This is a genomic window from Trichormus variabilis 0441 (genome assembly GCF_009856605.1).
GTDB classification, from domain to species: domain Bacteria; phylum Cyanobacteriota; class Cyanobacteriia; order Cyanobacteriales; family Nostocaceae; genus Trichormus; species Trichormus variabilis.
The window spans coordinates 5,316,213-5,330,515 of sequence record NZ_CP047242.1; the positions used below are offsets into that span (position 1 = coordinate 5,316,213).

Annotated in this window: 14 protein-coding genes; 5 read left to right on the top strand and 9 right to left on the bottom strand. The window is 42.4% G+C overall.

The genetic code is table 11. The annotated features are described in order from the left end of the window. The first annotated feature begins 93 nt into the window (after positions 1 to 93). The 3 genes from psb34 to GSQ19_RS21935 all read left to right on the top strand — a co-directional run bounded on the left by psb34 (position 94) and on the right by GSQ19_RS21935 (position 4,457). Positions 94 to 273: a photosystem II assembly protein Psb34 gene (gene psb34 / locus GSQ19_RS21925; RefSeq protein WP_011319952.1), complete on the top strand. Its 180-nt coding sequence runs from the start codon at positions 94 to 96 to the stop codon at positions 271 to 273. Between the two features lie 291 nt (positions 274 to 564). Then, a complete protein-coding gene (locus tag GSQ19_RS21930; protein WP_011319953.1) occupies positions 565 to 2,778 on the top strand; it encodes a tetratricopeptide repeat protein in 2,214 nt (737 codons plus the stop codon). A gap of 764 nt (positions 2,779 to 3,542) precedes the next feature. Then, the gene (locus tag GSQ19_RS21935) at positions 3,543 to 4,457 is read left to right on the top strand and encodes an all3515 family Zur-repressed PEP-CTERM protein (protein ID WP_011319954.1); all 915 of its coding nucleotides are present in this window, start codon (positions 3,543 to 3,545) and stop codon (positions 4,455 to 4,457) included. Between the two features lie 202 nt (positions 4,458 to 4,659). Here GSQ19_RS21935 and GSQ19_RS21940 read toward each other — a convergent pair whose 3' ends face one another. The 6 genes from GSQ19_RS21940 to purD form a co-directional block, all read right to left on the bottom strand. Then, the gene (locus GSQ19_RS21940) at positions 4,660 to 5,562 is read right to left on the bottom strand and encodes an alpha/beta fold hydrolase (protein ID WP_011319955.1); all 903 of its coding nucleotides are present in this window, start codon (positions 5,560 to 5,562) and stop codon (positions 4,660 to 4,662) included. Positions 5,563 to 5,581: 19 nt separating this feature from the next. Beyond that, a complete protein-coding gene (locus GSQ19_RS21945; RefSeq protein ID WP_011319956.1) occupies positions 5,582 to 6,016 on the bottom strand; it encodes a SufE family protein in 435 nt (144 codons plus the stop codon). 66 nt (positions 6,017 to 6,082) lie between these two features. After that, on the bottom strand, positions 6,083 to 6,241 hold the full coding sequence (locus GSQ19_RS21950) for a hypothetical protein (RefSeq protein ID WP_153228504.1): 159 nt from the start codon (positions 6,239 to 6,241) through the stop codon (positions 6,083 to 6,085). 20 nt (positions 6,242 to 6,261) lie between these two features. Then, entirely contained in the window at positions 6,262 to 6,627 is a 366-nt protein-coding gene (folB, locus tag GSQ19_RS21955) for a dihydroneopterin aldolase (RefSeq protein WP_011319957.1), read from the bottom strand. Positions 6,628 to 6,727: 100 nt separating this feature from the next. Then, positions 6,728 to 8,680, bottom strand: coding sequence for a two-component system sensor histidine kinase NblS (gene nblS / locus GSQ19_RS21960; RefSeq protein ID WP_011319958.1), 1,953 nt, complete (start codon positions 8,678 to 8,680; stop codon positions 6,728 to 6,730). A gap of 144 nt (positions 8,681 to 8,824) precedes the next feature. After that, positions 8,825 to 10,102 carry a phosphoribosylamine--glycine ligase gene (purD, locus tag GSQ19_RS21965; protein WP_011319959.1) on the bottom strand — a complete coding sequence of 426 codons (1,278 nt, stop codon included), beginning with the start codon at positions 10,100 to 10,102 and terminating at the stop codon, positions 8,825 to 8,827. Between the two features lie 514 nt (positions 10,103 to 10,616). On the opposite strand from purD, the gene GSQ19_RS21970 reads away from it, so the two are divergent. Further along, complete coding sequence (locus tag GSQ19_RS21970; protein ID WP_011319960.1) at positions 10,617 to 11,567, top strand: NAD-dependent epimerase/dehydratase family protein; 951 nt, start codon at positions 10,617 to 10,619, stop codon at positions 11,565 to 11,567. A gap of 29 nt (positions 11,568 to 11,596) precedes the next feature. On the opposite strand, the gene GSQ19_RS21975 is transcribed toward GSQ19_RS21970, so the two are convergent. The 3 genes from GSQ19_RS21975 to GSQ19_RS21985 form a co-directional block, all read right to left on the bottom strand. After that, complete coding sequence (locus GSQ19_RS21975; RefSeq protein WP_011319961.1) at positions 11,597 to 11,935, bottom strand: DMT family transporter; 339 nt, start codon at positions 11,933 to 11,935, stop codon at positions 11,597 to 11,599. A 74-nt stretch (positions 11,936 to 12,009) separates the two neighbouring features. Beyond that, positions 12,010 to 12,594 (bottom strand): YqeG family HAD IIIA-type phosphatase, encoded by a 585-nt coding sequence (locus GSQ19_RS21980; protein ID WP_011319962.1) that lies wholly within the window; start codon positions 12,592 to 12,594, stop codon positions 12,010 to 12,012. 43 nt (positions 12,595 to 12,637) lie between these two features. Then, a complete protein-coding gene (locus GSQ19_RS21985; protein WP_011319963.1) occupies positions 12,638 to 13,618 on the bottom strand; it encodes a decaprenyl-phosphate phosphoribosyltransferase in 981 nt (326 codons plus the stop codon). A 270-nt stretch (positions 13,619 to 13,888) separates the two neighbouring features. On the opposite strand from GSQ19_RS21985, the gene GSQ19_RS21990 reads away from it, so the two are divergent. Beyond that, on the top strand, positions 13,889 to 14,299 hold the full coding sequence (locus GSQ19_RS21990) for a beta/alpha barrel domain-containing protein (RefSeq protein ID WP_011319964.1): 411 nt from the start codon (positions 13,889 to 13,891) through the stop codon (positions 14,297 to 14,299). Positions 14,300 to 14,303 lie beyond the last annotated feature (4 nt).

The window sequence follows — 14,303 nt, forward strand, 5'->3', positions numbered from 1 at the left end:
AACCAAATGTAACGATTTATCTCTGATTGTGTAAGTAAAAGATATAGGTCTTTATAAGATTAAATAAAATAATCAGAGCTAAGGAAATAATTCATGCCCTATACAAACGAAGAAGGCGGACTTCTAAATAACTTTGCCAGGGAGCCAAAAGTTTATCAAGCTGAACCTCCCACAGCAGGGCAAAAGCGTAATTACGTTATTTTAGGAGTCGCCGCCACAATTTTGGTTGGCGGTTTGATTTTCGTCGCCTTCTCTGTTTCCAGCCTCAGTTGAGCATAAAACATTTAACAAATTTATTTATTATTACTTCAGGTTCTAAATTTTTTGAGAACCTGTTTTTATTTTGTATGGTCAAAATACTTCTATGTAATTGTACGCAAATTTTAATAAGTATAACAATCCTGAATTTATCCTGAGCAGTGTATCAACCTCCTGATTATAGTTAGGACTTACGCAGTCAGATTATTGACTGTTAGTAGAAACAGAGAAAGATGAATCAATAGGATAAAGATTTCCCTAATCCCCAATCCCCAATCCCCAATAGCACTTGGCTCTTAAGCCACCATGAGCGTGAATGATACTGGACACTCCGATAATTCTGCTTGGAATAGGCAAGTCTATCACCGTCTCAAACTTGCCCTTAGTCTTGGTTTGCGACGACAACTTTTCTTAGCAGTATGTGACGATTTACACCTAAGAAATCAAGTAGCTGCGCGGTTACATTCTACTTTGGCCTATCCTGTCGGCCAGGTACTATATCAGCCATCAGATGGACAGGAAGCGAGTACATCGGCTTATCCGAGACTAGTTACTTTGCGGTTGAATTTAAATGAACCCAATCCTATTGCTCAAATTAATCAGTGGTTGGCTAATTATCCGCCGCCAATTGTAGGTGCATCAAAAGATAACCCTGGAAAACCTTTACCTATACCCACATTTCAGCTTGTGGGTGTGGAACAACTCACCAAACAAACAGTAGCCAGTCAGCGTTTATTTCTACATTATCTGCGCTTGAGTGAACAGTTTTTTGCTGCTCAAGAATCCAGCCGATTTCTGGAATCTAGTGTATTGTTATGGGTGTCGCGTCCTTGGTTATCAGCTATTCAGCAATCAGCGCCGCAGTTTTGGCGTTGGCGGACTGGTGTATTTGTATTTGCCGGCGAACCTACTCCAACAACTCAAAATTCAGGTCATCCAGAACGTTTTTCCAATTCTAGAAGCGTGAAATTAGGTAATCTTGAACAGTCTGTACTAGACGAATTAAGTATGGAAGGTGAGGTGAGAAGCCCATCTACCACAGAGTTTAACTTTGGGGATGAAGTAGACTTACCTTCAGAACTACCGGGGAATCATCCACAACCAAAAGAAGAAACCCCTCCGTTAATTTCGGAATTACCCCCAACTCAGCAAAAGCCGCAGGAACTTACAGTTAGGTCTAATGCTGCTAATAGTTCATCGCTTTCGTCTTTGTCTCATGTCAGCCAAGAATTAACGGAGTTAGTGCTGGCAACAATTAATACAAAAATATCATCAGAAGCAGAGGATGACTGGCAACCACAGGAACTGCTGTTGGAGATTGAGGAATTACACTCACAATCAGTTAGTGGGGAGATACTGGCGGCGGCTTATCATCAGCTAGGAAATTTGTATCGTCTGCGAATTGAGCGGGGACAGTCAACTTTAGAAGACTTGATGGTAGCAATTATTGCTTATCAAGAGTCTATTAGCTATGACGAAAATTCCCCACAACTGCCCGATATCTTAAATGACTTGGGTACTCTCTATTGGATGCTTTATCGCACACCACCCAATTTAGAGGAGGGGCAAACTTATATTGAGCAGGGAATCGAATTTTATGAGTTAGCGTTAAAAATAATTTCTCCAGAAACACACCCTGATACTTATGCACGAGTGCATAATAATTTGGGGACAGCCTATGGAGATTTGGCGCGGTTTGCTAATCCGGCGGAGAATTGGCAACAGGCGGTTGTATCTTACGACGAAGCTTTACGCCACCGGACTGTGGAATTAGATCCTTTAAAGTATGCTGCTTGTCAGAATAATTTAGGTACGGCTTATTGGCATTTAGCTCAGTATAATCAGCCGGTGGTGCATTTGAAAAAAGCGATCGCCTCTTACAAACAATCACTAGCTCACTACAACCCCCAAGACGAACCCCTCAAATATGGGATGATTCAAAATAATGTCGGTACTGCCTACTGGAATTTGGCGCAGTACGAACAACCAGGGGAAAATCTCCAGTTAGCCATTGATGTCTACAGAGAAGCTTTAAAATATCGCACGGCGGCAATGGTTCCTAATGCTTGTGCCGCAACTCACAATAATTTAGGTACGGCTTATTGGCATTTGGCCAATTTACCGCAAACTACTAAAGATATTAGGCAGAAGTTATTGACTTTATGTATTAATGCTTATGAAGAGGCGATCGCTCTCGCCCATTCCTTGAGTAGTGTATCTTTAAGCTTTGATTTATTTGCTACCCACAATAACTTGGGACTCGCCCATTATCAGTTAGTCACTGATAATTATTTTAGTGGAGATAAAGGCAGGCGATCGCATCATCTGGAAGCAGCTTTAGATAATCATTTACAAGCTTTAAATGGTTTAAGTAAGCAACCAGAGGCTTATCAAGCAACTTTTGCTTATGTAGTCAAAACCATTCGGGCTTTTCACAATGAATTAGGTTTTCAAGGGCAAAATTTGGCTTTGTCTAAAGTTCCTGGTCATCTGTTACCGGAAATTTTACCCAAGTTATAGTTTTGAACGAAATTGCCAATAATTTCTGTATTATACATAATTTAATGTGAAATTTTATGTATAAAATGCTTAACAAATTATGCGTAAAATTATTTAATTTTTGATTGCACTACCCCAAAAGGTGAAATTAAATAGCAACAGTACTTTTTCATCACATTGTTAAATACAGCAGAAATATTATCTTCAGAGAATCTTAGTAAATATGTAATTGCTTTTGTTACAAAGATTATATTTGTCATAAATGCGTGATTGCCGAAAACAGAAAGCATTTACAGCAAATGAGAAAGCAATATCTCTAATTGCTTGCGGAAAACACCAAAATGAATACGCGATTTACCAAAATGAGAAAGCATTTACAGCAAATAAGAAAACAATATGCTTAATTGCTTGCGGAAAACACCGAAAACAGAAAGCATTTAAGCCAAATAAGAAAGCGATATGCTTGATTGCTTTCTCAAATCAAAATTAAAGTGACCAGCCTGTAAGTTAAAGCCTTTGCTTAACCTGCGGGTGTTCAGATACCCAACTTTTTAAAAAAGTCTGGTATCTATGACTAACAAGGTGTTTGCTGGACTATTAGTAGGGTGCGTCAGTGCAATATAACCTAGCTATACTCATGAATCATTCATACTGACGCACCCTACTAAACCATTAATTCAGTATTTACACTGAATACTTGCTTCTTAATAAATTCTTCATTGACAGCCTCTTATTGATCATGATAATCATTATCAGCAGTAAGTACACTGTCAGAAATAAGCAATATGGCTTTATACAGCATTCAACTGGGGCAAGCATCTACTTCAGTCTTAGCAAGCTTTTTACTTGCTGCACCGCTAGCGCTATCCAGCAATATTGCACCAGCACAAGCTCATGGTAATCACACCCATGCTGATGAAACTGAGTTTTATATTGGGTTAGATGGTTTAAGAGTTCTGGCTAGTGGCACATATGCGGGATTAGACAACCCTAATTACAATCGCTTAACATTTTTATACGCACATCGGGAAGAAGATTTTACTACCAATCACTTTCACGGTATTGGAGCTTATAGCTATTTAGGGCCTGTAGGTAGTCCAAGTATTAACCCAACAAATACAAATAACAGAATCCCTGAAACCAATACAGGACAACTACCTCTGCAATTATTACCTGGTAAAGGAGCGTTTGCTGGTCGTTTGGTGAGTACTGCGACAGGAGCAGAATATAGCAATATCAAAATTGAAGCTGTAGAAACTTTAGCCTCAGCTACAGATGCAGATGACCAGTATTTATTTAATAGTTCTGGCGGTCGTTGGCAATCATCTTTAGGAGGTGCAACGATTGGTCTACAGTTGCTTTCAATTAGTAGTGGATTAAATGTTGCTGACGAAACAGGTGTAAACCTTTTCAATTCCGTCGGTGATATTTATACCATCGGTACTGGTGATAATTTCACATTCAGACCAAAGTTCTGGACTGATGCAGCAGCAGCACTAGGGAAATACTCGGCAACATTCAAACTTGTGGATGTCAGTACAAATGGTAGTACTTCTTTGCTGGAGTCTGGTACATTTAGTTTTGATTTCAGCGTTGAACAAGTACCCGAACCTTCAACAACTATGAGCTTAGGTGTATTGGGACTATTGGCGCTTTCTTGGTCTCGATTGAAGAAGCGGACAGTCAAAAGCTTGAACTAATAGTAGGGGTGTAGGGACTAGGGACTGGGGACTGGAGACTGGGTTAAAAGTCTTGTTTTGTCTAGGTTGTATCATCTATTGATGTCCTAACACTACTGGCGACAGCCATAATTGATCAATCGAATGTAATTATTTCCTGTCCACCCCTAAACCCCTAAACCCCTACACCCTTACACCCTTACACCCCTAAACCCCTACACCCCTAAAATAAAAAACCCTCAATGGCGGCGAAAATAGCTGCTGGGTATTCCTCATGCAGTCCTAAGGAACCGGGAACCACTGCGCTTTGCATACCGGGGATTGCAGCTACAGCGTCCATTTCTTCTCGTGATTTGGGTGGACTTGATGCACCGATAACTACCATCAGGGGTACAGATAGGGACTGCACTAGTCCGAGGAAATCAGATTGATTGTGTACAGCGTCAATATTGCCTGTGACAAAAGCCGCAGAAGCAAATCTGGCTCCTGGTTTTTGAGTTGTTTGCCACTTTTTATCGATAAAAGCGGGTGTGAGTCTATCCGCGTCTGTGAAAACATGACGGCGGTACATGAAATTTAAGAATGAGGGTGTAGTGTTGAGCTTGTAGAGGATTTGTCCAACAATGGGCGATCGCACTAATCCTCTCACTATACCAGCTACTTGTGGACTTGCCCCCATCGTTGGCAAGGGGCCGCGCCATGTGGGTGCTACTAAAACAATCTTGGAGAAAGCATCTGGCTGTTTTTGTGCTAGCAACAACACATAACTAGCCGCATGACCAGCCGCTAACACAGTAATTGGGGTAGAAAAAACAGCCTGAACAAAATCTTCTAAAAATCGCTGATAAATTTCTGGTCTGTAATCTAAACTGGGGCGAGAAGATTCGCCAAATCCTGGCCAGTCTACTGCGACTACTTGGAAACGGGGAGCTAGTAACCTAGCCATTTCACCCATTTCCAAACGGGTAGATACACTGCTAAAAGCTGGTAATAGTAAAAGTGGTGAACCTTGACCAAGGGTTTCATACACCACCCGTAATGGTTGACCTTCCCACTGCCAGAGAAATTCATGAACTACTCCACCAAACCCAGTAGGATCAGAGGTGGATAACACATTGGTAGACATAATTTTTCCATCATCAGCCCTATGGTTCTAACTTACATTCCAGCGCCTTTTTTTGCATGGTTTTAAATATGTTGTAAAATCCGTTGGCGCGGGAAGGTGTCAAGCTGACGTTTAAACCAGTGGCTTGGATGAAATCTGGAGTTAGTTGGACAATTTCTGTGGGAGTCAGTCCATTTAGCCCTTCAATGAGAAACGCAAGTAATCCTTTAGTTAATTGAGAGTCAGAGTCTCCCTCATACGCAACATGACCATCATTTAAGTGTGCGGTCACGTAAACTTGTGAAACACAACCAGGAACTTTATTTTCCGGGACTTTACCAGTTTCTGGGAACTCTGGCAGCTTTTGAGCATACCAAATCAATTGTTCATAACGGCGCTTCGGGTCGGTAGCACGTTGAAAGCGTTGGACAAGTTTAGCAAGTGCAGGTGGTAAAGAATCTAAACTAGAGGACATAAAAGCATCTGCAAATAATCGGTCTCACCTTGAGTTTAGATTATCTGATTGGTCAATGGTCAGTTGTCAGTTGTCAGAGACGCGATTAATCGCGTCTGTACAATTGTCAGTTGTGAAGCAGTGCGTTGGGGAGACAGCGCTGTGGGCGGCTTTGCCGACTTGAAGCGACTGTCGTCGGGTTCCCCGACTTAAAGCAACTGCCGAACCGTAAGGGTCAGTTGTCATTAGTTTTTCCCTGTCTCCTTTCATGTAGTCCTAGTTTTCGTCAAATCAATGCTAATTTTGCCGCCAAAATCGGGAATGGGTGCGGCGGGTTTGGTGAGTTTAACTTGGACTTGTGCGACTTGATGGCATTGCTGGATGATAGAATCAGCGATCGCACCAGCTAAACGCTCTATCAAAGCAAACTTAGAGGTTTTCACCAAGTCTTTGATTAAGCTAATGACGCTGCGATAATCAAGAGTATCGGCTATCTCATCACTCTTAGCAGCTGCGGATAAATCTAACCATAACTTGACATCCACCTCAAACCACTGTCCTAACACCTGTTCCTCTGGCAAGTAGCCGGTGTAGCCATAGCAGCGAATCTCCGTTAAGTGAATGCAGTCCATCTAAATCCCCACCTTTGCATAGAATTTTCCCCAGAAGGATTTTATAGCAAAGTGCTGAGTTTTCTTCTATCCTATTTCCGATGTTGCCTTGATTAGCTTCCTAATTAGCTGGCAATGCTGCCTTCTCCTCACCAGACTCCGCCATCTTTTTCGGTGCTTCGTCTTCAAACAAAATTAAGTCAAACCAAAAAGTAGTACCTACCCCTACTTCACTGACTAGGTTTACTTTACTGCGGTGTCGTTCCACAATATTTCGCACAATCGACAACCCTAAACCTGTACCTTCTAAAGTGTGAACTCTGTTTTCTACCCGGAAGAAACGGTCAAAAATCGCTTGTTGGTCTTCTGGGGCAATACCGATACCGGTATCAGAAACTTCTATCCGCACTTGGGTAGGCTGATTGGGGGAATTGGGTTTAGTGTGTAATACGTAGGTACGGATGGCGATTTTACCACCGGAGGGAGTGAATTTGAGGGCATTGCCGACCAAATTAGCTAAGACTTGTAATAGTAAATCGTAATTCCCTAAGACTAGTGGCAAGCCAGGGGCAACATCCTGGATGAGTTCGATACCTTTATCTTTAGCGTTGAGTTGATAGGTACGTAGTGTTTGTTCAATGGCCTGGGCTAAATCCACACCATCGAAACTGTAGCTACGACCAGATTCCAACTTAGATAAATCTAAAACATCATTAACAAGACGAGTCAGGCGATCAGTTTCATGATTAACTGTTTGCAGAAACTCCTGGCGTTCTTCTATGCTCAAGTCTTCGCCGTAGTCGTGGAGGGTTTCAATAAAAGATTTGATATTAAATAAAGGCGTTCGCAGTTCGTGGGAAACGTTGCTGATAAATTGGCTTTTGGCTTCGTTTAGTTCCACCTCACGGGTAATATCCTGCACCGTAATGGCAATACCTTTGATACTTTCCCGTTGCAGATTGAGGACTGTAGTCAAAAGAATGCGAATTGTGCGGTTACTGGGTTGGTTGAGAGTCAGGCGAAATTCAGCACTATCACATTCACCGGCTGCCATTTCGTATAGTGGTCTGGTGATTTCCATTTGTACCGTTGGGGGTAAGTGATGCAATACATTACTACCCACCACATCATCAGCGCCTTCCCAGCCGAAAATGTGTCTGGCTGTGGGGTTGACTAAAATCACCTGCATATTGTTGTCAATCAACACAGCACCGTCGGCAATTGTGGAAACTAAGGTTTCTAGCTTGGCTTTCTCGGCTGTTAGTTCCTCAATATTCTGCTCTTCATAGCGCTCTAGGCGCTCTGCCATTTCATTAAAATTGAGAATTAACTCTCCTAGTTCGCCTCCCAAGGGCAAATCAATACGCTGCTTAAAATTACCAGCCGCGATTTGTTTTACCCCTACCAATAATTCTTTAATCGGCTTGGTGATAGTCAAGGCATTAACCACCCCTGCCAAAATCACCATGACCCAAATCGTAATAAAAACCGCAATGGTGACATCGCGGGTAAAATTGGTGGAGATAACGGCTGTTTGGTTGGGGTTGATGCCAATAGCCAACACACCCAAGTATTTTTTATCGGCAATTAGGGGAATGAACACATCAGTCACAGTTCCATCTGGACTCATGTGTTGCCGTACCATTGGCTTTTCGCCCTCACCAGGGTACTCTTCTGGTAATTGTATGCGGCGCTCAATTGAGAGGGAGTTTTCTACCTCTGGTTCCCAAAAGGGAATGCCAAAAAAGATTTTCCCCGTTTCATCAGCGTAGAGCATATAACGCACACTAGAAGTGCTGCTGTAGAAGCGTTGGGAAAATTGGGCAACTTCAGTTAGATTATGGTCTGCAACCAGGGGTGCAACATTAGCAGCCAGAAGTAGACCCAAATCCCGCCCAAAACGGGTGTCATTCACTTGGGCATCTTGCTGAATTGTGTTTACCGCCCAAAAGGTGAGACCGCTCATCACCAGGGAAACCACCAAAGTGGCTGCGGCTAACAGTTTAGTCTGGAGTGTGAACTCTGACCACCAATTGGCGATCGCTTCTCGAATTGTTTTTAACAGCGCCAGCATCTCTAATAAAGTTGTTAGTAGCTTTGGTTATGAACCCCAACAACTTAAAAATTAACAGTTATTTTGGACATTAGTCATTAGTCAGTTGTCAGTTGTTAGTTGTTAGTTGTTATTACTCAACAGTTAACAATGGACTTTGGACTATCAACTATTGACTCTATAACCAATATCTCTCCGGTAATATATGCCCGAAAAGTCTATGGCTTTAATTCCAGTGTACGCTTGCGCGAGGGCTTGTTGGAAATTTTCTCCGATTCCTGTAACATTTAGGACTCTACCGCCATCTGTAACTATCTGTTGTTGCGCGTTCAACTTTGTACCTGCATGAAATACAGTTGCGCCTGTGGCTTCTGCTTGGGGAATGCCTGTAATGACTTGGCCTTTTTCATAATCCCCAGGATAGCCGCCGGAAGCTGCTACGACGGTGGCGGATGCTCCCCCCTGCCAAGCAATGGGTGGTAGTTCCCCTAAACGCTGCTGTACACAAGCTAGAATCAGTTCTTCTAGGGGAGTGGCTAATAAGGGGAGGATAACTTGTGTTTCTGGGTCGCCAAAGCGGCAGTTAAATTCTAAAACCTTAAAATCGCCATTAGGTGTAATCATCAACCCGGCGTAGAGTACACCACGATAATCAATGCCTTTAGATTGTAAGGTGGCGATCGCTCTTTCTAAAACTTCTGTTTGCACCCGTGCCATTAACTCTGGTGTGGCGATTGGTGCTGGTGCATAAGCTCCCATCCCGCCTGTATTTTCGCCTGTATCGCCTTCGCCAATTCGCTTATGGTCTTGGGCGGGTAACAAGGGACGAATTGTCAGCCCATCCGTCAAAGCCAACACAGAAACTTCTTGCCCAGTCAAACATTCTTCAATGACAACAAACTCACCCGCACTACCAAACTGCCCTTGAAATATGGCATCAATGGCGCTCTGTGCCTGCTCAATTGTCGTTGCCACGGTGACACCCTTACCGGCAGCTAAACCATCCGCCTTGACGACGATAGGCGCTCCCTGTGCCTGAATATATGACTTGGCTGCTGCCGCCTCTGTAAATACCGCAGCCTTAGCAGTAGGAATCCCCGCTTCCTGCATCAGCGCTTTTGCCCAAGCCTTACTCGCTTCAATTTGCGCTCCGGCTCGGCTTGGCCCAAATACCATCAACCCTTTTTCTTGTAGATAGTCAGTAATTCCTTTTGCCAATGGTACTTCCGGCCCGACTACCACCAAAGAAAAACCCTGATTCAAGGCATATTGGCTAATTCCCTCAAAATCATCCACGGCTAAAGCTACATTTTGGCAACGTGCCAAAGTTGCCGTACCCCCATTTCCTGGTACACAGGCGACTTGCTCAATTTGTGGCGATTGCAACAGTTTCCACGCTAGAGCGTGTTCACGTCCCCCGTTACCGACAACTAAAACTTTCACTGATTCCCTCTTGCGTCTCTGGCGAAGCGAGAGTAACTGATGACTCTCGCGGATCAATTTTTCACCAATTCTGACCCTGATGCAAGTCCTATGGTGGGGAATTGTAGGGGTGTAGGGGTTTAGGAGTATAGGGGTGTCAGGGTTAATGAAATGATGATTTTCTCGTTAGCCTGAGAGTAATGACTCACTACTTATTAAAAAACCTACACTTGTGAGCCAATCCCCAATCCCCAATCCCCAGTCCCCAATCCCCAGTCCCCAGTCCCATAATCAATTGTCAAATTTAGAATAATTGTTTTAAAAATAACTAGGAAATAATGACGTAACATCATTGTCACTATTAACCTGTGAATATATAAGATTCGTACTTGATTTTTGAAATATAGGTATGGTGGTCAATGTCCACCAAAATAATGATACGGTGGGCATTGCCCACCCTACAAATACTTAGATTTGTTCAATAATCAAATCGGATTCCTATAGAAACTAAGAAAATAAGAATAAAGTAGGTAACATGGCAAAAATTATAGTTACTGGAGCAGCAGGATTTATTGGTTCGCACCTGGTAGAAACCCTCCTAAAACAAGGTGAAGAAGTAATCGGGATTGATGAAGTGAATGATTACTACGATCCCTTGTTAAAACGTAAAAATATCGCCTATTTACAATCGTCGCCTAACTTCACTTTCATTGAAGGAGATATTCAGTTTCTAGATTGGCCGTCTCTCCTCCAAGATGTGACTGTGGTCTACCATCAGGCGGCGCAGGCGGGAGTTAGGGCAAGTTGGGGTAAAGGTTTCCGTGCTTATACTGAGCGCAATATTAATGCAACACAAGTTTTGTTGGAAGCAGCTAAGGATGCTCAACAATTAACTAGGTTTGTGTTTGCATCTACTTCTAGTGTGTATGGGGATGCGGAAACCTTACCTACTCACGAAGGAATTCCTCCTCAACCGGTTTCTCCTTATGGAATTACTAAGTTAGCCGCCGAGCGTTTGTGTGGACTGTATCACAAAAATTTCGGTGTGCCGTTTGTGGCTTTACGTTATTTCACTGTATATGGCCCTAGACAGCGCCCTGATATGGCTTTCCATAAGTTTTTTAAATCGGTTTTACAGGATGAAGCGATTCCTGTTTACGGAGATGGACAGCAAACTCGTGACTTTACATTTGTGAGCGATGCTGTAGCGGCCAATTTAGCGGCTGCTAGTGTACCAACTGCTGTAGGAGAAATTTTTAATATTGGTGGTGGTAGTAGAGTGGTTTTGGCTGAGGTCTTAGACACAATGGAACAAATTGTTGGTCAGCCAATTAAGAGAAATCACATAGAAAAGGCAATGGGTGATGCACGTCACACGGCTGCTGATGTATCTAAGGCACGGAAAATTTTAGGATATGAACCACAGGTTTCTTTGAGGGAGGGTTTGAGCCTAGAATGGCAGTGGGTGAAGGCTTTGTACGCCTAGAGCCAGTGAAAGCGATCGCTTGGATTAAACTAAGAGGGTTTAGCTAAAGCGATCGCACTAATTCCACTCAACAGCAAACCTATGCCTATCCATTGGGAAACTAAAACTTTTTCTCGCAAAACTACAGCCCCGGCTATTGTAGTCAGAACAATAGTTAATCCGATGACTAATGGGTAGGCTATGGATAAGTTTAGTTTCCCTAAAACCAATACATAAAAAATTGTGCTTAAGCCGTAGCAACAAATCCCACCTATTAAATATAAATTTAACGGGTTCTGTCCTGCGCCTAATTTCAATAGGGTTTGTGCTAGTGTATTTAAACCTACTGTAGTGAGAATTAATAAAGCGAAGATAATTGGATTATTCATAAATACTAATTTAGGAAATTTATTATATAGTTTGATTTAAATAGGGTAAATTACTTTCATTTCTACTCAGCTATTTACAAAAAGATTTTATACCCAAACGCTCCTTCAAATTCCCATAATTCTTTCCCCTTTGGATAAGGTATTTGTACCCATTTACCTGCTAATTTTTCCCACCAGCGCGGTGGATGGGGTAAACTAGCAACTTGAATACAAGGGCATCCAGAAAGCTTTGCTCCCATAATATCTGTATGTAAACTATCCCCAATTACTAGGACATTTTTTGATGGCAAGCGCATCTGAGTTATGGCCTTGCGAAATGCTGAGGGAAAAGGTTTATTGGCTGGACTGATGGCGTTAATATCAAGGCGATGTGACCAATATTTAACGCGGTAGCGACGTTTCCCATTTGAGAGAATAAAAAGCTTTAAGCCTGCTAACTTAGCTTCGGCTATCCAATCTTCTGCCCAAGGAGAAAGGTAGCGATCGTCTTCTGAAATGATGGTGTTGTCTAGGTCAAGAATAACGCCTCGAATCCCCACATTTTTGAGCCAGTCAATTTTAATTTCAGCTAAAGTCAGGATTTGTTTTGGTAATTTATCAGGCTGTTCTATGGAGGTTGAGTAATGCAGTTTACTCAACCAAGTTTTTATATGCGTCACGTCGCTTTGCTCCGAATTCAAATAACACCCATCTCATGGTCAATTATTGAATAATTCCCTGATTTTTTAACCATAGAATTACAAAACAAGTGCAGATCCAACCAATTACCGTGAAAAGAATTCCTTTGTCTTTTAACAAGACTTCTTCCGGTCTTTCACTGCGTCCACCTTTTTCTAGATGATCTTCGCCTTCATGGGCAATTTCTTGGGGGTCGCTGAGAAGTTGATAGCGGAAAATACCATACAGTACGAATGGTAAGGTTATTAGCATCCAAGGAGTTGATGCGCCACGTAAAGCTGGCCCTGAACTCCAAAGAGCATAAGCGAGGACTGTACCTGTAGTCACTACGCTTTCCATCCGTCCTAAGAGGGGTAAGGAGTAGCGTTTGAGTACAGCACGGAGTTTTGTACCTTGAATTTCTGCCAAACGCAATTCGGCTTTACGTTTTTCAATGCCCAAAAATAACGCCAACATTGCTGTACAAAGTAAAAACCAAGCTGATAAAACAATGTCTGTTGCAGCCGCACCACCAAAAGCCCGCAAGACAAATCCGGTGGCGATCGCAATTACATCTAAAATCACTAGGCGTTTGAGTTTTAGGTTATAAGCAACTTGTAAAACTGCATACCCTGTGATTGCTGCACCTAACTGTGGCGATCGCCACCAGCTGATACTCAAAGCTCCACCCAGCAACAACAATGCCATCCCGACTGCTACTGGAATACTCACCAACCCAGCCGCAATTGGCCGCTTACACTTGACAGGATGTTGACGATCTGAGGCGACATCGGCAATATCGTTAATGAGATAAAAGCCACTGGACGCAGAACAAAATAGTATAAATGCAAACAATCCGCCTAGCAAGGACTGTAGATTGATACTGAAGGCAAACAACGGCGCAGCAAATACCACTAGATTTTTTGTCCATTGTTTGGGACGCATAGCTGCTAAATGAGATGCCAGATTGTGAAAAATACTCATCCATAAGGAGCCTGCGGGCAAAGAATTGCGTCCGGTGTCCATAAGTTTATGATTTTTTTACTAAAAATATTTGGCTAAATTAAGTACGTAAGTTTTTTTACCACCCGAATAGTACTATTTTTGAACAATTTTTACTTAAAAAATCATTTAATTTACTCAATCTTTAATAGTTTCTACTGAAGATTAAATAAAAGCAATATATCCAACTAAGTAAATACGTATAACAATATACTTATTTTTGGGTTCATGTTGAAGTTTGCATCGCATCACTCAGTAGATACTTGCCCCTGGAATTGACATATAGAAAATCGGGTGCGGTTTCTCTTGGAAGTGACGGAGGCTGTCTCTAGTGTTTGGGGGGCAAATCGGGTAGGTATTAAGCTTTCACCAAGCAACACCTTGAACGATATCCATAATACTGATCCCAAAGCCCTATTTAGCTATGCGATCGCTGCACTTAACTCTTTTTGTTTGGGATATCTTCACTGGATGGAAGCATCAGACGCAGATATCCGATATGCTGGGAAAGGGATTCCCGTTGCTGATTTTCGTCCTTTTTATTCAGTAACCCTGATTGCTAACGGTGGATACGGCAGAGAAAAAGGAGATGAGAGCGATCGCCCTCATCTCAAAGAACTAATCATGGTAAGTAGTGTGAGAAGAGACGGGATTAATCGCGTCTGTACAAAAATTAATCTTTGGCTGGCAAGTTGTGAATTGTGAATTG

Excerpts from the sequence above, each read along its gene's own strand:
- folB (WP_011319957.1), bottom strand. The coding sequence starts at position 6,627 with ATGGACTGCATTCACTTAACGGAGATTCGCTGCTATGGCTACACCGGC.
- GSQ19_RS21935 (WP_011319954.1), top strand. The coding sequence starts at position 3,543 with ATGGCTTTATACAGCATTCAACTGGGGCAAGCATCTACTTCAGTCTTA.
- GSQ19_RS21975 (WP_011319961.1), bottom strand. The coding sequence starts at position 11,935 with ATGAATAATCCAATTATCTTCGCTTTATTAATTCTCACTACAGTAGGT.
- GSQ19_RS21930 (WP_011319953.1), top strand. The coding sequence starts at position 565 with ATGAGCGTGAATGATACTGGACACTCCGATAATTCTGCTTGGAATAGG.
- GSQ19_RS21940 (WP_011319955.1), bottom strand. The coding sequence starts at position 5,562 with ATGTCTACCAATGTGTTATCCACCTCTGATCCTACTGGGTTTGGTGGA.
- GSQ19_RS21985 (WP_011319963.1), bottom strand. The coding sequence starts at position 13,618 with ATGGACACCGGACGCAATTCTTTGCCCGCAGGCTCCTTATGGATGAGT.
- psb34 (WP_011319952.1), top strand. The coding sequence starts at position 94 with ATGCCCTATACAAACGAAGAAGGCGGACTTCTAAATAACTTTGCCAGG.
- GSQ19_RS21945 (WP_011319956.1), bottom strand. The coding sequence starts at position 6,016 with ATGTCCTCTAGTTTAGATTCTTTACCACCTGCACTTGCTAAACTTGTC.
- GSQ19_RS21970 (WP_011319960.1), top strand. The coding sequence starts at position 10,617 with ATGGCAAAAATTATAGTTACTGGAGCAGCAGGATTTATTGGTTCGCAC.
- nblS (WP_011319958.1), bottom strand. The coding sequence starts at position 8,680 with ATGCTGGCGCTGTTAAAAACAATTCGAGAAGCGATCGCCAATTGGTGG.
- GSQ19_RS21950 (WP_153228504.1), bottom strand. The coding sequence starts at position 6,241 with ATGACAACTGACCCTTACGGTTCGGCAGTTGCTTTAAGTCGGGGAACC.